This is a genomic window from Brenneria uluponensis, from assembly GCF_032395385.1.
In the GTDB taxonomy this organism is placed as follows: domain Bacteria; phylum Pseudomonadota; class Gammaproteobacteria; order Enterobacterales; family Enterobacteriaceae; genus Prodigiosinella; species Prodigiosinella aquatilis.
The window spans coordinates 4757775-4777580 of the sequence record NZ_CP135917.1; the positions used below are offsets into that span (position 1 = coordinate 4757775).

A 19806-nucleotide genomic window follows, 5' to 3' on the forward strand; every position below is an offset into this window, starting at 1 on the left:
CATTTTTGAACGGTTTCTTTTCGATAACTTATTGAGTTTGTTAAGGTCTAGGCCGCTACTCAATGAGCAGATTCAGAATATCGAATAATTCCGCCCTCCGCCACTGAATGTCATAATGCCCTGTTTTCAGGGCATTGTTATTTGTATCCGAATGACAAGACTACGTTATTCGTAGTATCTGGCTCAAGCAAAAACTACGATTATCGTAGTTATGAAACCAAAACCTAATTATCATGACATTTTCTGTCAACGGCTTAAGCAGGCGCGTAATACCAAAGGACTCTCGCAAAAACAGCTTGGTATTGACGCCGGGATAGATGAGTTTGTCGCCAGTACGCGCATCAATCGCTATGAGAGAGGTATACATCAGGCCAATATTGAGACGATTCAACTGCTGGCAGAGGTGCTGCAAGTGCCATTAGCTTATTTTTATACCGCCGATGATGAACTGGCCGAACTGATACTGGCATTTCAGGCCTTATCGCCAGAGGAAAAACCCGAGATTCTGGCGCTGATAAAAAGCCGGGTTGAACAGCGTCGCTAAGGATGGTTTCCCTGGTAATCCCTCCGAAAAAGCAGCGCATTCATCAGTAGAATTTTCTCGTGCTCCAAACACTGGAGATTCTCTATGGCCCGAAGGGTTGCGAAGCTCATAAATCACGCGTTACCGGCAACCAGATCACAATAAACGGTTATAAAACAACGTCTATCAACCTTCTTCAATATACCGCGATAAAAAGTCATACACCTCGGGGCGATGGCAATAGGAGACGTTGAAGCGCAACCAGGGTTCCTGACAGGGCTCAACGTGAAACAAGTGGCCCGGCGCCAGCAGAATGCCATGCTCGGCGGCGGTGCGGGTCATCGCCAGCAGATCAACCTCTCGCGGCAAACGGGCCCAGAGAAAAGGGCCGCCAGTGGGACGATGGAACAGATGAAGGCCAATGGCCTCAAACCGGTCGCATACCGCCTGCTGCGCGTCTGCCAGGCGGGCCGCGAGTCTTCCGAGGTGCGGGCCCAGGCCTTTTTCCGTCAGCATTGACCACAGCAGCATCTCGGTGAGTTCCGAGGTAGTGAGCCCGTGTATCATCTTGTAGAGCATCAGTTTTTCATTGAGCGTTTCGTCGCAGGCGATAAACCCAGCGCGCAGTTCCGGCGACAGGGTTTTCGAGAAACTGCCGATATAGCACACCCGCCGCAACTGATCCTGACTGGCCAGCGTGGTTGTGCCTAATGGCGCCAGCCCGGCCATAATGTCATTTTCCACCAGAGTGAAATCGTAGGTCTGCGCCAGGTGTAGCAGCCGGCTGACCATGGTCGAATTGAGCGAAGTGCCGGTGGGGTTATGGAGCTGACTGGTAGTGAAAAACAGTTTAGGACGATGCTGGCGTAACTGCCGCTCCAGTTCTGACAGATCGTAACCATCAGGCCGTCGTTGTATACCGACCAGGTTCAGGCCAAAAGCGCGCAATTGAATAAAAAAGGTGCTGTTGCCTGGGGAATCCACGAACACGGTATCCCCGGCACGTGTCAGGCAGTGGACCAGCAGAACTTGTGCCTGAGTGGCACCAGAGGTGGTCATGATTTGACGAGCCGGTACATGGATGTCCCGCCGGGCCAGTACCTGCTCTAACTGTTGGCGTAGCGGCAACAGCCCCTGCGGTGAGGCGTACTGCGTCAAACCGTGGGTTTTGTTGCGCGCCAGCCGGGTTAACGCCTGACGCACTCCGTCACCGTACAGCCATTGCGGATGGATCCAGCCGCAACCCGCTTTCAGTAACGCATTATCTTCTTCATATGCACGCTGGATCAGCCAGAGTCGATCCACCTTGACGCCGCTGCCCGGTTCAGCTTCGCCCACCCCGCGCGGTAGCGACGCGCTGACAAAGTATCCCCGCCCCGCCTGCGCCGTAAGAAACCCTTCCGCCACCAACCGACTGTATGCATTGGTCACAGTCATCACACTGACACTGAAAAACCGCGCCTGCTGGCGGATGGAAGGTAGCTTGCTGCCGGGCACCAGCTGTCTTTTGGCAATCTGCCCCGCGATACGGTCAACGATCTGTCTGACCAGTGGCTGTGTCGATGTGGTGTCCAGAAGCCCCATTAACGCCGCCCTCACTTGATTGTTTTTTGTTCTCTATTGGTGCAATAAATGCACTGCGATGATGAGTTTTTAATTAATTGCATATTGAGAGTGCAAGGCTAACACACTGTTATTAAATATTTTATTTCCACTGTATATATGTGCCTAGTGCGTCGACTCTTATACTGGCTCCGAATAAGCATCAATGCAAATAGCGTATTCGTTTACTAGACAACATGAGGACATGGCAATGAAGCATGACAGTGTATTCCCTGCGATTTTCCCTCTCCGTGTCCGGCGCCATTTGCCGTTGATTGGCGCATTTTCTCTCGCCGTCATGCACTGGTTTTCCGCTGCACCCGCCATTGCCAACACCCTGCGCATTGTGCCCGCGTCCAATATCACTGTACTGGATCCGATATGGACCACCGCCTACTCCAGTCGCAACTTCGGTTATATGGTGTTTGATACGTTGTTTGGTACCGACGCCAAAGGCAAGATTCAGCCGCAGATGGTGCAAAGCTGGCAAGTGAGCGATGACAAAAAAACCTGGACCTTCACGCTGCGCGATGGGCTGGCGTTTAGCGATGGCGCGCCGGTGACCAGCGCCGATGTTATCGCTTCGCTGAAGCGTTGGATGGCGCGAGATACATTAGGCGGCCTGATGGCTGGGGCGCTGGACCATGCAGAAGCGGTAGATGATAAGACCTTCAAGCTGGTGTTCCGCACTCCGTTTGGGCCGGTGCTGGAAGCACTGGGAAAACCATCATCGAACGTGCCGTTCATCATGCCGAAACGCATTGCCGATACCCCGGCAGATACGCCGATCAAGGAGATTGTCGGCTCTGGCCCCTATGTGTTCGAAGCGGATCGTTTTCGACCGGGCGAAAGCCTCTGGTTCCGCAAGAATACGGCTTACCATCCACGCAGTGAGCCGCCATCCGGTACCGCCGGGGGCAAACGGGTATTTGTCGATGAAGTGGAATGGAAAATCATCCGCGATCCACAAACACAAATGAATGCGCTGTTGGCCAATGAGGTGGACATACTGGAGCAACCTGCCTTCGAACAACTCCCTACACTCGCCAAAACACCTCATGTGCGGCTGGTCAATGCGCAGCCTAACGGTTTTCAGTTTATGTTCCGTTTCAACTTCATTCAGCCACCGTTCAATGACGTAAAGGTGCGTCAGGCAGCGATGTGGGCGCTCGGGCAGGAGCCGATGCTGCGCACCCAGGTGGGGCAGCCTAAATACTATCGCACCTGTGCCAGCCTGTTCCCTTGTGGCACGCCATATGCCTCCGATCCCGGCCCGGTTTTCACGGGTAAAGCTGACCTGGTGAAGGCCAGAGCGCTGCTGAAACAGTCTAGCTACAAAGGCGAACCCATCGTGCTGCTGCGCCCAACCGACAATACAACCATCGGCAAACTGCCGCTGGTCGCCCAGCAAATGCTGCAACAGGCCGGATTCAAAGTGCAGGTGATGAATATGGACTGGCCGAGCCTGGTGTCGCGGCGGGCGAAGAAAGACGCGCCCAACGCCGGTGGATGGAATGCCTTTATCAGTGCCTGGGGCGCGGAAGATGTACAGAACCCGCTGAATAACGCCATGCTGAACGCCACTGGCGATAAAGGATGGTTCGGCTGGCAAAACGACCCACATCTGGAGGAACTGAAAGCCCGCTTCGCGGCGGCTACTGACAATGCACAGAAGCAGCAACTCGCCCATGAGATCCAGAGTTACGCCTATCAGATCGTTACCCATGTGCCGTTGGGACAGTACATGATTCCGGCTGCGGTGCGTGATTCCGTCAGCGGCATCGTACCTGCCGGGGCACAGGTGTACTGGAATATCCGCAAGAGCGCCAAATAAGCCGGACGGGAGGTGGCTATGCTAGTGTTTATCGCAAAACGGCTGTTAGGCATGATCCCAGTGCTGATGATAGTAGCAGTGATCGTGTTCATGATTGTGCGACTAACCCCTGGCGACCCGGCGGCCATCATCGGCGGCAACGGCGCCAGCAGTGATGATTTGGCACGCATTCGTACCCAGTTGGGGTTGACCTTGCCGCTCTGGCAGCAGTTTGGCATCTGGTGCCAACATATGCTGAGCGGTGACCTGGGTTACTCCTTTTTCCTCAACACGCCGGTAAGCGAGCTGATCGAACAGCGGTTGGGACCAACGCTATCCCTGACGTTGTTGACGCTGGTGTTGACCGTGGTGATTGCCGTGCCGTTGGGCACACTGGCGGCCAGCCACATGGGAGGCTGGCTGGATCGGGCGGTGATGGCGTTTTCCGTGGCCGGTTTTTCCATTCCGGTGTTCGTTATCGGTTACGTGCTGATCTATTTCCTGTCCGTAAAAACCACTTTGCTACCCGTACAGGGTTACCAACCGCTGTCGGCAGGTTTCTGGGACTGGCTACGTCATCTGATCCTGCCATGTCTGTCTCTGTCCATCACCTACGTGGCGCTGCTCGCGCGAATGACGCGCGCTGCGGTTAGCGAGGCGCTCACTGAAGATTATATCCGTACTGCTCGCGCCAAAGGCATCGACGAGTGGCAGGTGGTTACTGCTCATGCCTTGCGCAATGCGGCTGTACCAGTGGCGACGGTTATCGGCATCAGTGCGGCGCTATTACTGGGTGGCGTGGTGGTCACCGAAACGGTGTTCGCCGTGCCTGGCTTGGGGCAGTTGACCGTGGACGCGGTGCTCAACCGTGATTTTCCGGTGCTGCAAGGGGTAGTGCTGTTTTTTGCGCTGGCCTATATGGTGGTGAATATGGTGGTGGATATCAGTTATCTGGTGCTCGATCCGCGCATTCGCTATTGACGCGTTGATTGATATAGGAGGCTAAGCAATGAATATACTGACAACGCTGTGGCGTAACCTGTCGGTCCGCTGGGGAGGGCTGGTACTGATATTGTTGTTATGCTTTGGCGGATTGGCACCGATGCTTGGCACCTTCGATCCCTCCCTCATGGATTATAACTTTATTTCCGTGGCGGCCGGTACGCGTGGAGACGTGACATTGGCGGATGGCAGCACTATCCCCCATCTTTTTCTGATGGGCAGCGATAGCATGGGGCGCGATATCTGGAGCCGGGTACTGTTTGGTACGCGCATCTCTCTGCTGGTGGGGGTTTCTACAGCCTTGCTGGCGGTGGTGGGCGGTAGTCTGATAGGGATGCTGGCCGGCTATTACCGTCGGCTGGATATGGTGCTGATGCGCATTGTCGATGGGCTGATGGCGATTCCCTCCGTACTGCTGGCGATTACTCTGGTAGCGATGTTAGGCGCCAGCCTGCCCACCGTGGTGCTGGCAATCGCCGTCCCGGAAGTACCGCGAGTGGCCCGACTGGTACGTTCACTGGTAGTTAGCCTACGTGACGAACCTTTTGTGGAAGCCGCCAGAATTATGGCTACCCCATCCATCACCATTCTCTGGCGCGACATCCTGCCCAACTCGCTGGCGCCGCTCCTGGTACAGGGCACCTTTATCGCCGCCTCGGCCATTATGACCGAAGCGATCCTGAGTTTCCTCGGGCTGGGGCTACCGGCGAACATTCCTACCTGGGGCAACATCATGTCGGAAGGACGTATCCAATTCGCTCAGGATCCCGGCAATGTACTGTTTCCGGCGCTGTTTCTGGTACCAGCGGTACTGGCATTTAATCTATTGGGCGATGGCCTGCGTGACGTATTTGATCCTAAATTCGCCCGGCGTGCCTGATGGCCGGTCATTCGGAGGTAACCATGTCTGCCGTATCCACACTCGATTTTGACCCCCGACTAACGCCAAAAGCTGATCCGGCGCTGCTGACGATCGACAGCTTGCAGGTGGCACTGCCCTCTGGCGCGGATCGCGCTGATGCGATTGAAGATCTGTCTTTAACGCTGTGGTCGGGACAAACCCTGTGCGTGGTGGGGGAGTCAGGTTCCGGCAAATCAGTGCTGGCTATGACGCTGATGGGCCTGCTGGACGCTGAACTGACTGTGCAGCAGGGCACGGTGCAGTTGGGGGATACCCTGCTGCTGGATCAAGGACGTTATGCGGCATCGTCCGTGCTAAAAGCATTACGCGGCGAGCAGATCGGTATGGTGTTTCAGGAACCCATGACCGCACTCAATCCGGTGGTCACCTGTGGCAAACAACTGGATGAGATGTTACGTGCGCACAGCCGGTTATCGCGCAATGAGCGTCTCACCGCCATTCTGGCGATATTTGCCCAGGTGCAATTACCCGATCCTAAACGCATCTACCACAGCTACCCGCATCAGCTCTCCGGTGGCCAGCGCCAGCGCATCGTGATCGCGATGGCGGTGATCCTGCGACCGCGTCTGTTGATTTGCGACGAACCCACCACCGCGCTTGACGTCACCACTCAGAAAGAAATTCTCGGACTAATCCACGAACTACAGCAGAAGAACGGCTGTGCAGTGTTATTTATCACCCATGACATGGGCGTGGTGGCGGAGATTGCCGACACGGTGCTGGTAATGCATTTGGGGCGGGTGATCGAGCAGGGAGATGCCATGCAGGTGCTGCGCCAACCGGTCCACTCCTACACTCGGATGCTGCTCAACTGTGTGCCTGATGGCGTGCCGCGTCGCACAGGCGACAAACAGCGTGGGCAGCCGCTGTTAAGTGCCGAGTCGGTGGCAAAAAGCTACGCCCGCCGCACGCTGTTAGGACGTAGCCAGAGTGTCGCGGCCCTGCACGATGCCAGCCTGGCGGTCTACTATGGGGAAACTGTGGGTGTCGTCGGTGAGTCCGGTTCTGGTAAGTCTACCTTTGCACGCTGCCTGATGCGGTTAATTGATCCCTCGGCGGGGGTAATTCGCTGGGGAGAGAAAGAGGTGCAATCTTGCCCGGAGCGCCAATTGTGGTCACTGCGTTCTCGGGTGCAGATGGTGTTCCAGGATCCTAACCGTTCCTTCAACCCCCGCCGCACCGTAGGCTCATCAATCTGCGAAGGGGCCATCAACTTCGGTATGAGCCGAGAGAGTGCGTGGGAACTGGCGGAAACCTTGATGGCTCGGGTGCGGTTGCCGCGCGATGCGTTATCTCGCTATCCGCGCCAGTTTTCTGGTGGTCAGCGTCAGCGATTGGCCATTGCCCGCGCACTGGCGTGTCAACCACGGGTGCTGATAGCAGACGAAGCGGTATCTGCGTTGGATGTCTCAGTGCAGCAACAGATCCTCGCGTTGCTGGAAGAGATCCAGCGCGATTTGGGGCTGGGGATAGTGTTTGTCACGCATGATCTGCGTGTTGCCGCCCGTTTGTGCGATCGGCTGATTGTGATGCAACGGGGAGAAATTATCGAACAAGGGCCGACTGCTGAACTGTTTGCTGCGCCACAGCAGGCGTATACACGCAGTCTGCTGCAAGCCATGCCGCGTTGGGAGGCGCCGTCGACACCTTAACCTCTTATTTCCCACTGTATTGAGTGAAACAAAAACGTTCAATTTGGCATGTACAGGATACTGTAATGATAAAGACCGTAATGAGCTGGGATGAATGGGCCGCATGTGATGCGACCGCAATGGTAGCGTTGGTGAAAAAAGGGGATGTCATGCCGGCGGAGTTGGCGCAGCAGACGGCGCAAGCTACGGCTCACGTCAATTCTCACATTAGTGCTGTTATAGAGCTGTTCGATGATGCTATCACCGTGCCGGAAACCGGCGGCACCCGGCTTGATGGCCCGTTTCGTGGCGTGCCTTTTTTGATAAAAGATCTCGGACCCGGGGTAAAGGGACGCCTGCAAGAACAGGGCTCAAAATTTCTCAAGGGTAACAGATCAACTGAAGACGCCTTTCTTACAACAAAGATCCGCGATGCCGGGTTGAATATCATCGGGCGCACCACCGCGCCAGAATTCGGCGTCTGTGGTTCAGCGGAAAATCCTGATATTTATGTCACGCATAATCCCTGGAACCCCAACTATACGACCTTTGGTTCTTCCGCTGGCGCAGCTGCATCGGTCGCGTCGGGTATCGTTCCCCTTGCCCATGCCACCGATGGCGGTGGTTCGATTCGTATTCCTGCCGGTTCTCATGGGTTGATTGGCCTTAAAAGCACCCGTGGTGTTTTTTCTATTGCTCCGGGGCTATCTGACATTACCGGCTACGTCTCGACACAAGGCTGTATCAGCCGCACCGTCAGAGATTCGGCCCTGTTTATCGACAGTTGCCGCGGAGGGGCGCCGGGAGAATTTATGCCCTACTGGAAGAGCGACGAACCTTATACCGAAATGATTAAAAGGGATCCGGCCTCACTGCGTATCGCGGTGTCCCACCAATGGGGGCAGTATAGCGCCGATCCGCATTTTGTCAGCGAACTGGAACGTACGGTGGCATTGTTACAGGAACTGGGGCATCAGGTGGAATGGGTGACGCCCGATATTGATTTCGATGCGGCGTTCCGGGCACAGACCGCCTGTTATATCAGTAACTTTGCCCAATTTATCCAGCGATTGCTGGAGAAAAAAGGACTTTCCGCACCGCCTGAGGATCTGGTTGAACCGATCAACATCAAGATCTGGCAGAAAGGAATTGATATGTCCTACAGCGAACGCTGGAAAATGCAGGATGTGTTCAATAGCACATCGCGCACGCTGGGTCGCTTCTATGAACAGTGGGATATCATTTTGACGCCGACCTTCTCAAAACCGACGCCGTTGATGGGCGAGACAAAATACCTCACACTGAGCGATAACCCCGATATGCTTGGCTGGTTCTATGATCTGTGGGATATCTTCTCCTATACACCGCTCGCCAGCCTCACGGGTACGCCCGGCATCTCTATCCCGCTGGCCTGGCAGCAGTCAGGTGTACCACTCGGAATGCATTTCCAGACCCGTCAGGCCAATGACGGCGTGTTATTGCAATTGGCGGCACAATTAGAACGTGCGTTGGGGGGATATTTCCTCAAAAATGCACGGCCTGCTGTGCATGTGACTCAATAACGACGCTAACGATAAAACACCATTTGCACCTTAAAACGAGCACTATCGTCATAATGCCCGTTTTAAGGTGCAGCGTGTCAGTAATTCCCCCCGAAGAAGCAGAGCGTTGATTAAGCTAGCGACGCAACTACTCGCTCGGCTGTGATAGTGTCTGTAATGTTTTCAGCAGCTCTTTATTGGTAAAAGGCTTCGCCAGAAAACCGCAGATAATGCCTTCAACGATGGCATGGCGAATAACCGGATCATCATAATAGTGATAACCGGAAACCAGCACTACACGCGGTCTTCGCTCTAGCAAGGTACTGGCCCGACGCGCCACTTCCAGACCGTCCATATCCGGTAACTTGGCATCTAAAAACACAAAGGAAAAATTGCCGGTCATCAGCTTAACGCAAGCATCTTCCCCACTGTAAGCGGTAATGACACTCATGCCTTGTGATTGAATAATATGGGAAATAGCCCAACACATGTCAGGCTCATCATCAACTATCAGAATGGGTGCGTTCATCATTTTAGAGTATAGGTAAGGTAACAATAATAGTGGAACCTTCACCCAGACAACTCTCTGCCTGTATGGAACCAAGGTGCTGTTGGATAATGCTGTAACAAATGGACAAACCCAAACCAGTACCTTGACCTACGGGTGAAGACGTGTGGAACGGATCGAAAATTTTATCCAACTCGCCGGCGGGAATGCCTACGCCAGTATCAGAAATACGCACAATAACCCGGTCTTCAAAGGTCTCTACCGCAATACTTAACACACCGCCTTCCGGCATCGCATTAATGGCATTAAGAAAAATATTCATGAACACCTGTTGCAGTAAGCCCGACACACCTGACACCAATATATTTCCTTTTTGCAACGGCAACAGGATCTGAATTTTCTGCACTTTGGCCTGGTTGGCGATCAGGTCGATAGTTTCTTTCAGCACCGTGATCAGATTGACCTCTACCATTTCGGTATCGAGGGAAGAACGGGCAAAACGGAGTAAATTCTCAATGATGGCCGAGGCTTTTTGAATGTTAGTCTGTATTTTTCTTGAACACTCTTTATGAAATTCAGCCGTAATCTCGTCTTCCAGCAAAAATTGCGCCGCTGAAGAACAAACAGCAAGAGGATTACGAATTTCATGAGCGATACCGCCCGCCATGACGCCCAACGCGGTCAACTTCTGTGATTGACGTAATTGCAGTTCCAATTTCCGACGTTCAGCCAAATCACGACCGACAACTACGGTGCCCACCGTTTGCCCATAGTCATCCTTCATTGGTGAAAATACCCATGAAATCAATATGCTGCCACCATTGTTAGGCGTTAATAAATGAAATTCAGTCGTATGTGATTCATTGCTGTTCTTCATACGCATGAAAATCAGACGCACCGCCTCCTTTTGGTTGGTATCGCAGAACTCAAAAAAGTATCGCCCATAGACTTCATGCGTGGGTAAACCTGACAGCTTTTCCGCCGCTGAATTCCACGTCAATATGCATCCTTCGATATCGGTCGAAAGAACAATGTCGCTGGCGTTTTCTACAACTGAAGCGAGGTGCCGTTCTACTCGATGGACTTCTTCAGACAGGCGAACCTGCTCGGTGACATCCTCCATGAACAGCATAATCTGGTTAATGGGGATGGGTAGAATAGAATAGTAATAAATCCGAATCGGTACGCCTGGCGCACGGTAGGTCATTTTCTGACCATTAACGGGTAATCCGCTACGGAATACATCCCGGATATGTGCTTCAAGACCCGTATTTTCCAAAATGACGCTCGGAAAGACGTCCGATAACGGGCGACCAATGGTATCCGGGTTGCCGCGATGACCTTTGATTAAAAAATTCTGATTGACTGAAACCACATGCAGTTTCTCATCCACCATTAACACGGAAGAAGGAATTGCATCCAATAGCATGTTGTAAAGAAGTTCAAAGTGGTTTTCTGACTGCTGTTCAAAAGGATTATCTGACATGGTAGCCTGTCGTTAACAAATTAGCTGGCGAAGTTATAGGGAGGCCAAGGCCCACTGATAACCCCTATATCCGTCATGTTGTCGGCCAGAGTATTAAATTGGTCGCGAAACGCCTGTAACCCGGTTCGTGGCACCAGATAGCTCAACAGGTAAGTCCGCTGACCATTAAACATACTGATTTCCGCGCAGTGTCGGCGATACAACCCCGTAAACGCATTATTCAGTAGTGCAGCCTGCCGTTCAGCGTGTTCAGGTACGGCATAAGCGAGTTTTCGACTCCGCAAATAGTCCAGACCACTCGCTTGCGGCGTAGTAACAGCATTATCCTCAGCCGACGCCAGGGATAACCGAATACCCATTTCGTCACAATTTTCCAGCTCAACCAATTGCGTTTGATAATGTGCCTCATGGTTGAGTAAATGCTGTGTTACCGCATCTTCATCTGCCAACACACAACCATAACGAATCGGAATAATCGTGGTCTGTTGATGAACATGCATTATCTGTTGGCCAAAAGCCAACGCTGCCGCGGGCTCGCGACTAACTTCTGCTTCACAAGGCTTGACCAGCGCCGCCAACGTTGCCGCTTTAACAAGCTGCATCGGCTCTTCACCGGCGTGCGGCGAACCGTCTGGTTCAAGCGTCAGTTGAGTATCCTCGGCAACAATGCCGTACAGTAGTAAGCTCATGATTCGTCAGGTTGGCAAAAACTGTAGGCTGCCCACGGACCTGTCACGCGAAAACTAAAACCGTAAGCTTCATAGCGTTCAACAATGTCAGCAACCTGCTGTTGAAACGCGGCAACGTCCTCCACCGGGAGTAAATACGCCCAATGCAAAATTTTATCGTCCAACAACCGACGTGAACGGAAATCACGGACCAAAGGATGTAATTCGTTCTGCATGGCAGTCAAAGCATGTGCCAACCAGTCACTCAACTCAGTGGTTAACCTGCGGCGTAATTTCTGCTCTTCCAAATGGCGGCGGCCTATGGCTTCGGGTAGGCAAAAGCGACCGGAGTCCAGACCTTCGGTGAATAAAACGTCAACGGCCTGTTTACGATCCAGTGTCGCTTCCAGTGCCCATTCCTGACAGCCGGTTATGCGACGTAGCGACACAAACACGTCAGTAGCGCGGCTTTTCATTTCCTGTTCCAACGCGTTCTGACTGGAAAACAGCGTGCCGAAGGGCAAAGGATAGACCGGACCTTGGGCCATCAGGCTGTCAATAATCTGCGCATGCCGACAAATACGCGGCGTTAGCCAAGTGACATTCTGTACATTGTCTTCACCCTTTTCACCCGTGAAATCGGAGAGTGCCACTGGGCTAATCACCGCATTCAATCCGGCACATTGATGTATATTAATCGGATGCTGATTATCAACGCCCAAAATTGGCGGCGCGGCTAAATCGGGCAACGTCAGGCCATACAGATAAATGGCCTGCTCAGTCTGTGCTTCTGTGTTCATCGTCATGCATCATCGCCAAACATTTCGGCAATCACTTCAGCAAAATCATGCTGTTCAATGCGTACCGTCAGCGCCACAGGGGTTTCTCCTACCGTTGACGGGCTCAGAACAGCTTCTTCAGACTGCTGGATTGCACGACGCAATGCCGCTAATGCGGCACGATTACACACCGCGGCCAATTCTGCACCGCTGGCACCATCACAACGTTCTGCCAAATCGTCGGCATGAATATTGTCACCCAACGGTTTATTACGTAAATGCACCGCCAGAATCTGCCGACGGGCGTCCTCGTCGGGCAGGCCCAATTCGATGATTTCGTCAAAACGTCCTGGTCGCAGCATCGCGGGATCGATCAAGTCCGCACGATTGGTCGCCCCCATAACGAAAACACCTTTGAGTTCTTCCAGCCCATCCATTTCAGATAAGAATTGGCTCAACACCCGTTCTGCGACATGTGAGTCGATAGCGCCCTCGTTACGGGCAGGAATCACAGAATCGACTTCATCAAGGAAAATAATGCAGGGCGCAGCCTGACGAGCTTTGAGAAACAGCTCTCGGACACCTTTTTCCGAATCACCGACATAACGCGACATCAGCGCCGGACCTTTAACTGAAATGACATTAACGCCACTTTCATTAGCAACGGCTTTGGCGATCAGCGTTTTCCCAACGCCGGGAGGCCCAGCTAACAGCAGACCTTTAGGCGGCTTAACACCCGCTTGTTCATAGAGCTCAGGGTACTTGATAGGCCACTCGACGGATTCGATCAATCGACGGCGTACGTCATCCAAACCGCCGACATCTTCCCAACGCACATCGGGAATATCGACGAACAGCTCACGAATCGCTGACGGTGATACTTCACACAAGGCGGCACGAAAATCATCCATCATCACCGTTAATTCGGCCAGACGATCATAAGGTAGCTCCGCCGAACTGAAATCGATTTCAGGCAGTAAACGGCGTAACGCACTCATCGCGGCTTCACGGCATAACGCTTCCAGATCGGCACCGACAAAACCGTGAGTGATATCGGCAAGCACGTTCAGATCGACATCAGCATTCAGCGGCATTCCCGTGCTATGAATTTCGATAATCTCGCGGCGACCTTCACGGTCTGGAATAGGAATGCTGATTTCACGGTCAAAGCGTCCCGGACGGCGCAACGCGGGATCAATCGCATTAGGTAGATTGGTCGCGGCAATGACAATGACTTTGCCTCGATTCTTGAGACCATCCATTAATGCGAGCAGTTGCGCAACGATACGTTTTTCTACATCACCGACGACCTTGTCGCGGTGTGGTGCAATAGAGTCAATTTCATCCAGAAAAATGATACTTGGCCCTTTGCGTCCGGCTTCCTCAAAAATTTTGCGTAAGTGGGCTTCACTTTCACCATAAAACTTATGCACAATTTCCGGGCCGCTGATGGTGAAAAATTGCGCATCGGTTTCTTGCGCAATAATGCGGGCGATGAGGGTTTTACCACATCCCGGGGGACCAGAGAGCAGTACACCTTTGGGGGCATCTATACCTAAACGTTCAAAGACCTCAGGATAGCGTAATGGTAATTCGATCATTTCTCGAATACGCCGCACCTGGTTTTTAAGGCCGCCAACATCCTCATACGACAAACGTTGTGTGCTATGACTCGAATTCCCGACAGCATTTGATTTGCCAATCACCAGTGTCGTGGTCGGATCAATCAGTACCGCACCATCAGGTATGGTACTTTCGACTTTAAAATCAGCAGAACGGCTGCCAAACAGGTGCGCGCGCAGCAGATCGCCTTTCTGTACGGGCAACCCATCGAGCAGGCTACCGATATAATCCAGGTCACGTTGGTTGGGCGTAATCGTGGTGGGAATGAGGACGATCTGTGTGGCGTGTTTGCAAGAAGCGGGTTCAATCTGCACTTTTTCATCTAAACTCAGGCTGGTATTACGCCGCGTCAAACCATCCAGTTGTACGATGCCTTTATTCCGCATATCGGGATAAGTCGGCATCAATTTAGCAATCCCGGTGCCTTTTTTACTGGTTAACTGCACTATGTCACCGACAGCCAGATTTAACCTGGCCATATCGGCCGGATCTAAGCGAGCATAACCGCGCCCAGCATCCTTTGGCAGAGCCTCGGCGACCTTGAGCTTGAGTTCTTCAGACATGACTGCCTCATTTTCCTAATTTGACTTCCAAAATGCCATTACGGCAAGACCGTTCCATCGCCTTGTCATCGAATGAGCACGGCAACACGATTTCTTTATGATATTTTTTACTGCCTCTTTCCGAGTGTAACGTCAGAATGTCGCCATTCAATTCGACTTGCACATCTTCATCAGCGACCCCCGGCATTTCTGCCAGTACCAGCACATGATCACTTTCTTCGATAACATCAACCAACGGTTCAGACACCTCCTGCACCGTAGCTTCCCCGGTTTGCTCATCCCGGCGTATGTTGCCAAAAGGTTCTACCCGATTTTCCTGGTTTCCATCCAAACCCATCTTGATGGAGAAACCATACACGGCTTTGGCATTCTTACCGTCGTTCGTGTCAATATCGAACGCACCGCTACGCTTTATCTGTTCGCCGGTTTCAACCAATTTTTCCACCAGATCGCCCAAACCGCGCAAAATGCCTTCAACATTCCCTGTCACATCATTTTTTTTTTACTACTCATGATTGTTTACCTCGGCTGCATTGATCTTTTTGAGTTTAGAGTGCAGCGTTTTATAGTCAATATTCAAACGCCGCGCTGCTTCTGCCTTGTTATTGCCTGTTTTCTCTAATGTGTCTTGAATGATAATTCGCTCTATTTGATCAATATTGAGTTGAGTGATCTCTTTAAGAGACGAACCTTCCAGACAGAAATTCTGTATCGTTCTCAGATACGGATTTTTCGTTGATTGCGGAAAGTGATCTTCTTTGATGACAAGGCCTAAATCATCAACCCCTACTCTTTTGTCGGATACCAAAACAGCACGGCGGATGACAGCGCGTAACTCTCGCACGTTACCCGGCCATGGATAACGTAACAGTGTTTCTTTAGCCGCAACGGACAAATCAGGCGGTGTTTTGTTCAATTCGACACTGGTTTCGGCGATAAACCGATTGGACAAAAACAGAATATCCTCGTGCCGATTGCGTAACGGCGGAATCCGAATGACATACTCATTCAATCGGTAATAGAGATCCTCGCGAAATTTCCCTTTAACTACCGCGTCCAGTAGATCATCATTGCTGGCAGCCAGGACTCGCACATTGACAGGAATGGGTTTAGTCGCGCCAATACGATAGACAACGTGCTCTTGTAGCACACGCAGTAGCTTGGCCTGTGCGGATAAAGACATGTTGGCGATTTCATCCAGGAATAACGTACCGCCGTCAGCCGCTTCAAACTTACCCGCATGAACCTGATCAGCCCCGGTGTACGAGCCTTTTTCATGACCAAATAGTTCATTTTCGATTAACGAGTCGGGTATGGAGCCACAATCAATGGGAACAAAAACCCCTGTGGCATGCTGACTGGCTAAATGGATGTTTTTCGCAACCAATTCTTTGCCAGTTCCCGTTTCACCCTGAATAACGACAGAAAAATCCGTATGAGCCACGTTGACGACATCTCTGATCACCGACTGAATCTCGCGGCTATTCCCCATCATGGCAGCGATACGCGTTTTAGTATCCTTGCTGGCTTTGCAGTTTGAATCGTAGTTACCCCAACGCATTTGCATCGCACGATTCACCAGATCTAATACTCGTTTGTTATCAAACGGCTTGGGAATGTAATCCCATGCACCAGCTTTGATAGCACCAACCGCGCTAAGAATGCCGACATTGCCAGTAATAATGATAACGGGGAGTTGCGGATACAGAGCATGGGCATTGGCTAACACCTCCATGCCACTGTGTTTAGGGAGAATACTATCAAGTAACAGTACATCCGGTTCACGCTGAGACAACAACTTTATTGCCATGTCGCCATCGTAACCTTGCTGAGTTTCACAACCAGCCTTTTCCAGCAAGTGTGATAGCAGGTCACAAATATCTTTGTCGTCATCAATTATTAAAACATAGCCAGGATCAATACTTTTCATCGACTATATCCAATTGGTTATTTTGTTTTTAATAATAGTTAAACAATGCAGAAAGAGAAAAAACCACCCTTTTACCTTGCATGCATTTGATGCAGAAAGAGCGATTAACCGCCCTGATTTCTCTTTAAAAATTAACACCCAATATTATTGAACAACATCTCTCATATTTATAGTTCAATTTTAAGATAACACAATTCCCTTTTCGATTTCATGACAATAAAAGCAGCAATTATTTCTATTTATTAACAAATATTTTAAAGCTATCAATTGGTTAACTGATATAAGTTCATTCTGATGTTACAGATAACACTTCATCATCTATCTGCCGATTATGATAATAATATTAGAATATTATCCCGCTAATTTTATCCCTTGACGCACGATTTCTATGACATTGAACTAATGTAACCAGTAGAAATCCGATGTAAAAAATGCGCAAAATCACATAAAAACGTTATTTTTTAGCAAAAAAATCGTTTACAGATGTCACATGTAGTATCAATTCTGGTAATCGACCATACGAGACCGAACTGAAGAGACACCAATTAATTACATTTTTATTACATTTACATTGCATCTGGATTTAAAGTAACCCCCTGAAGAAAAATATTGCTATTTAATAATAGCGCTTCATGGCGAAAACACCGATCAAAAGCTTTACAATGTTTCTATGTCTCTGCATACAGTATATATCTTTATCATTTCGAAATTTTTGATCAAAAAACTACAATATTTATTATTTAAGTTTTAATGATAATTTAAAATTTGTATAACAATAAAAAAGCGACACATTTCCTTTAATCAGTCCCCTCACACAAAAGAACATATAAGTTATATTTATGCCATATCAACATATGGCATAAATAAACCCATTTTATAAAAATAATTATTTTGTAAAAAGATATATAATGAATAGACGTCAAGATGTAGGGTGACGGCAAGAGATAAATCTCAGTGCGCTTGTTCAGATAAGTGATTAGAGTGAACGAACACAGCCAACACACCCGCAACTTGCAAGATGACGGGTATGGTGGCTAGATACTTTCCCCTCCTGGGGGTTTACCTAACGGTTGAATAAAAACAATATCTGTGGGCAGCTTCGCTTCAATATTGTGCATAAGCCCCAGGAAAAGTATCGCCATCTCGCCATCTTGCAGCGTTTCATCAATGCGCTGAGCAATATAATCATCCCGCCGGTTCAATAATGTTTTTGCTGTTTCCAAGGACGCTTCGGTTTGCTCCGTAGATTGTAACAACTGCGTCATCAGATCGCGCTCTTGCAACAATAGTTCAGGGGACTCTGTTCCCATCAGAATTGCGCCTTTATGTTGCAACGTAAGCAAGAGCTTGTAATTCTGGCTACCAGCGTTAGCAACATCGGTCACTATTTCATTTTCTTTTCCACAAACCGGCAGACCATCCTGATAAAGTTTCAGATGTGTATAGTCCAGATCTAAACCCTCAATCGTAGTGGTAATCATTGTCCAGAACCCCTCGACGGCAGCAAGATACGCACGCGTTTGAGTTTCGGTTCGCAAATGACTTGCCGCTTCGCTCAATGTCCCTAAATCTTTAGGGCTATGAATAATGGGAAAATGAATCAGCGCTCGCATAAAAAAGATAATCCTTATAAATGAGTTTCTTCTATGACGGACGGTGCCGCTTCCAAACGAGCCTCTAGCCGCTGCAGACGTTCTTCCAACTCTGGAGCAGGCGCTGATGATGACACTCTGGCTCTGGAATCAAACGCCGGATTGCCACTCCACCAATCCAGCCCCATTTCTACCGCTTTATCTACGGAACAGATAAGCAGGCGAATTTCCAGTGTCAGCAATTCGACTTCAACCAGTCTGATGCGAATGTCACCGCTGATGACAACCCCTTTGTCCAGTAATCGCTCTAACAAATCCGCTACGGTGGTCGAATCGGTTGAATGGGTTAGTTTTTTGTTGCCGCTCATGGTGCAAATCCTTATAGGGTAAACAACCTAAAGACCTCAAATCCTCATCCCCTTCTCTCTAAAATCAAAAGCATATATACCCAATAAATTTCAACACACAGGAAGGCGACAATCGAGTAAATCCCCAAGGCTTACTCCAGTATGTGACTGGGGTTAGCGTAGGCAGACAACGCACCTGCAACTTGAAAGATGATCTATACCGTACTGATGCTCTTAATTCTTGGATCCAGGGTATCCTGAACATGGATCTCACTGCGTAGAAAACACTGCTGGCGATATCGCTTGCGACTTAATATAGGATTCAAACCTGATAAATAGGCCACGTTAATATCCTGAAACTTATATGGATGTCGGTGTTATTTCCCCAACGCGTTCAAGGATATCGAGTGACAGCCGGAACAAACCATCTCGTTCATAACGTTGTGAAATGGTCAACAGCGCCGTTTGCGCGGTTTTACTCTCCTTGCTGTCAGGATATTGCTCGATTATTTTCAGATAGATATCCGCTGCTTGTCGCAGTTCATCTTGTTCAAACCATGCATTGCCCATACGCAGTAAAAGACCACGCGTAGCCGCATTTATGTCATTGGTAGTATTAACCATGGTACACACCCTCTGCCGAAAACAGACTGATAGCATTTATATGGGAACTAAAAAATAATCGTATGTTGTTGTTCATCATACAATCTCCTTACAGCAATCGGCCTAGCGGGCCTAAGTCCAAGTTCAAATCATCATCCTTGAAGCCAAAAACGTCGCACAAATGTGTCAATTCCTCGGCTTGGCGCATTAGCGCCAAACCCAAACGCTCGACTTCTTCATCACTAAGCGAACCCGAATCCATCCGCCTTATAGCTTGACGCTCCAGTAGTTCGTGCAGCAGTTTGACCAGGGTCAGGACGAGTTGCGCCAAACCATCACGGACGCGTTCTCCATCGATGTCTATTTTATGTCGATTAGCTTCAGTAATTGGCCGTTGTATTGCTGGCGATGTCGGGCCGAACACAGGACTATGGTGCGATAACTGATTGGTTGTCATAGTGTTACTCCCTACCGGGTAAACGGTTTTTCGCTTCTACAGAAGAAACCAAAGCCTGTAGGCTTAAATAAATCAAATCAATATTAGCGACTGAAATGGTGATATCAGCGACAATCACCACACCTTTGTTCAGAACGCGGTCCAAGGCCTCACACAGAGAGACCTGTTGCTGTTCATCCTGATACTGTTTATTCACTGGCATAATGTGTACGCTCA

Annotated in this window: 19 protein-coding genes; 6 read left to right on the forward strand and 13 right to left on the reverse strand. The window is 50.3% G+C overall.

Annotated features, from left to right (window positions below):
- The first annotated feature begins 211 nt into the window (after positions 1-211).
- Complete coding sequence (locus tag RS889_RS22190) at positions 212-544, forward strand: helix-turn-helix domain-containing protein (protein WP_021013998.1); 333 nt, start codon at positions 212-214, stop codon at positions 542-544.
- Between the two features lie 165 nt (positions 545-709).
- Here RS889_RS22190 and RS889_RS22195 read toward each other — a convergent pair whose 3' ends face one another.
- Positions 710-2107 carry an aminotransferase-like domain-containing protein gene (locus RS889_RS22195; RefSeq protein WP_315708723.1) on the reverse strand — a complete coding sequence of 466 codons (1398 nt, stop codon included), beginning with the start codon at positions 2105-2107 and terminating at the stop codon, positions 710-712.
- 229 nt (positions 2108-2336) lie between these two features.
- Between RS889_RS22195 and RS889_RS22200 the strand changes: the two genes are divergently transcribed.
- The 5 genes from RS889_RS22200 (at position 2337) to RS889_RS22220 (ending at position 9055) form a co-directional block, all read left to right on the forward strand.
- On the forward strand, positions 2337-3959 hold the full coding sequence (locus RS889_RS22200; protein WP_315708724.1) for an ABC transporter substrate-binding protein: 1623 nt from the start codon (positions 2337-2339) through the stop codon (positions 3957-3959).
- Between the two features lie 18 nt (positions 3960-3977).
- Entirely contained in the window at positions 3978-4919 is a 942-nt protein-coding gene (locus RS889_RS22205) for an ABC transporter permease (RefSeq protein WP_021013995.1), read from the forward strand.
- A 28-nt stretch (positions 4920-4947) separates the two neighbouring features.
- On the forward strand, positions 4948-5820 hold the full coding sequence (locus RS889_RS22210; protein ID WP_315708725.1) for an ABC transporter permease: 873 nt from the start codon (positions 4948-4950) through the stop codon (positions 5818-5820).
- 23 nt (positions 5821-5843) lie between these two features.
- A complete protein-coding gene (locus RS889_RS22215; RefSeq protein WP_315708726.1) occupies positions 5844-7514 on the forward strand; it encodes a dipeptide ABC transporter ATP-binding protein in 1671 nt (556 codons plus the stop codon).
- Between the two features lie 65 nt (positions 7515-7579).
- Entirely contained in the window at positions 7580-9055 is a 1476-nt protein-coding gene (locus tag RS889_RS22220) for an amidase (protein WP_315708727.1), read from the forward strand.
- 127 nt (positions 9056-9182) lie between these two features.
- On the opposite strand, the gene RS889_RS22225 is transcribed toward RS889_RS22220, so the two are convergent.
- The 12 genes from RS889_RS22225 to RS889_RS22280 all read right to left on the reverse strand — a co-directional run bounded on the left by RS889_RS22225 (position 9183) and on the right by RS889_RS22280 (position 19792).
- On the reverse strand, positions 9183-9524 hold the full coding sequence (locus RS889_RS22225) for a response regulator (RefSeq protein WP_315708728.1): 342 nt from the start codon (positions 9522-9524) through the stop codon (positions 9183-9185).
- Between the two features lie 43 nt (positions 9525-9567).
- Positions 9568-11028 (reverse strand): PAS domain-containing sensor histidine kinase, encoded by a 1461-nt coding sequence (locus RS889_RS22230; RefSeq protein WP_021013990.1) that lies wholly within the window; start codon positions 11026-11028, stop codon positions 9568-9570.
- Positions 11029-11048: 20 nt separating this feature from the next.
- A complete protein-coding gene (locus tag RS889_RS22235) occupies positions 11049-11717 on the reverse strand; it encodes a GvpL/GvpF family gas vesicle protein (protein WP_315708730.1) in 669 nt (222 codons plus the stop codon).
- A complete protein-coding gene (locus tag RS889_RS22240) occupies positions 11714-12502 on the reverse strand; it encodes a GvpL/GvpF family gas vesicle protein (protein WP_315708731.1) in 789 nt (262 codons plus the stop codon). Before RS889_RS22240 ends, RS889_RS22235 begins: the two co-directional genes overlap by 4 nt.
- Positions 12499-14661 (reverse strand): CDC48 family AAA ATPase, encoded by a 2163-nt coding sequence (locus RS889_RS22245; protein WP_021013987.1) that lies wholly within the window; start codon positions 14659-14661, stop codon positions 12499-12501. The genes RS889_RS22240 and RS889_RS22245 overlap by 4 nt, the downstream gene beginning before the upstream one ends.
- Before the next feature lie 7 nt (positions 14662-14668).
- The gene (locus RS889_RS22250; RefSeq protein WP_021013986.1) at positions 14669-15151 is read right to left on the reverse strand and encodes an Hsp20/alpha crystallin family protein; all 483 of its coding nucleotides are present in this window, start codon (positions 15149-15151) and stop codon (positions 14669-14671) included.
- A 15-nt stretch (positions 15152-15166) separates the two neighbouring features.
- A complete protein-coding gene (locus RS889_RS22255; RefSeq protein WP_021013985.1) occupies positions 15167-16591 on the reverse strand; it encodes a sigma-54-dependent transcriptional regulator in 1425 nt (474 codons plus the stop codon).
- 1034 nt (positions 16592-17625) lie between these two features.
- The gene (locus RS889_RS22260; RefSeq protein WP_315708732.1) at positions 17626-18204 is read right to left on the reverse strand and encodes a hypothetical protein; all 579 of its coding nucleotides are present in this window, start codon (positions 18202-18204) and stop codon (positions 17626-17628) included.
- 14 nt (positions 18205-18218) lie between these two features.
- Positions 18219-18551 carry a gas vesicle protein gene (locus RS889_RS22265; protein ID WP_021013983.1) on the reverse strand — a complete coding sequence of 111 codons (333 nt, stop codon included), beginning with the start codon at positions 18549-18551 and terminating at the stop codon, positions 18219-18221.
- Positions 18552-18890: 339 nt separating this feature from the next.
- Positions 18891-19154 carry a tetratricopeptide repeat protein gene (locus tag RS889_RS22270; RefSeq protein WP_315708733.1) on the reverse strand — a complete coding sequence of 88 codons (264 nt, stop codon included), beginning with the start codon at positions 19152-19154 and terminating at the stop codon, positions 18891-18893.
- An 88-nt stretch (positions 19155-19242) separates the two neighbouring features.
- The gene (locus RS889_RS22275; protein ID WP_021013981.1) at positions 19243-19590 is read right to left on the reverse strand and encodes a gas vesicle protein K; all 348 of its coding nucleotides are present in this window, start codon (positions 19588-19590) and stop codon (positions 19243-19245) included.
- Between the two features lie 4 nt (positions 19591-19594).
- Positions 19595-19792 (reverse strand): gas vesicle protein, encoded by a 198-nt coding sequence (locus tag RS889_RS22280; RefSeq protein WP_021013980.1) that lies wholly within the window; start codon positions 19790-19792, stop codon positions 19595-19597.
- Between the last annotated feature and the right edge of the window lie 14 nt (positions 19793-19806).

Excerpts from the sequence above, each read along its gene's own strand:
- RS889_RS22190 (WP_021013998.1), top strand. The coding sequence starts at position 212 with ATGAAACCAAAACCTAATTATCATGACATTTTCTGTCAACGGCTTAAG.
- RS889_RS22195 (WP_315708723.1), bottom strand. The coding sequence starts at position 2,107 with ATGGGGCTTCTGGACACCACATCGACACAGCCACTGGTCAGACAGATC.
- RS889_RS22200 (WP_315708724.1), top strand. The coding sequence starts at position 2,337 with ATGAAGCATGACAGTGTATTCCCTGCGATTTTCCCTCTCCGTGTCCGG.
- RS889_RS22205 (WP_021013995.1), top strand. The coding sequence starts at position 3,978 with ATGCTAGTGTTTATCGCAAAACGGCTGTTAGGCATGATCCCAGTGCTG.
- RS889_RS22210 (WP_315708725.1), top strand. The coding sequence starts at position 4,948 with ATGAATATACTGACAACGCTGTGGCGTAACCTGTCGGTCCGCTGGGGA.
- RS889_RS22215 (WP_315708726.1), top strand. The coding sequence starts at position 5,844 with ATGTCTGCCGTATCCACACTCGATTTTGACCCCCGACTAACGCCAAAA.
- RS889_RS22220 (WP_315708727.1), top strand. The coding sequence starts at position 7,580 with ATGATAAAGACCGTAATGAGCTGGGATGAATGGGCCGCATGTGATGCG.
- RS889_RS22225 (WP_315708728.1), bottom strand. The coding sequence starts at position 9,524 with ATGTGTTGGGCTATTTCCCATATTATTCAATCACAAGGCATGAGTGTC.
- RS889_RS22230 (WP_021013990.1), bottom strand. The coding sequence starts at position 11,028 with ATGTCAGATAATCCTTTTGAACAGCAGTCAGAAAACCACTTTGAACTT.
- RS889_RS22235 (WP_315708730.1), bottom strand. The coding sequence starts at position 11,717 with ATGAGCTTACTACTGTACGGCATTGTTGCCGAGGATACTCAACTGACG.
- RS889_RS22240 (WP_315708731.1), bottom strand. The coding sequence starts at position 12,502 with ATGACGATGAACACAGAAGCACAGACTGAGCAGGCCATTTATCTGTAT.
- RS889_RS22245 (WP_021013987.1), bottom strand. The coding sequence starts at position 14,661 with ATGTCTGAAGAACTCAAGCTCAAGGTCGCCGAGGCTCTGCCAAAGGAT.
- RS889_RS22255 (WP_021013985.1), bottom strand. The coding sequence starts at position 16,591 with ATGAAAAGTATTGATCCTGGCTATGTTTTAATAATTGATGACGACAAA.
- RS889_RS22260 (WP_315708732.1), bottom strand. The coding sequence starts at position 18,204 with ATGCGAGCGCTGATTCATTTTCCCATTATTCATAGCCCTAAAGATTTA.
- RS889_RS22265 (WP_021013983.1), bottom strand. The coding sequence starts at position 18,551 with ATGAGCGGCAACAAAAAACTAACCCATTCAACCGATTCGACCACCGTA.
- RS889_RS22270 (WP_315708733.1), bottom strand. The coding sequence starts at position 19,154 with ATGGTTAATACTACCAATGACATAAATGCGGCTACGCGTGGTCTTTTA.
- RS889_RS22275 (WP_021013981.1), bottom strand. The coding sequence starts at position 19,590 with ATGACAACCAATCAGTTATCGCACCATAGTCCTGTGTTCGGCCCGACA.
- RS889_RS22280 (WP_021013980.1), bottom strand. The coding sequence starts at position 19,792 with ATGCCAGTGAATAAACAGTATCAGGATGAACAGCAACAGGTCTCTCTG.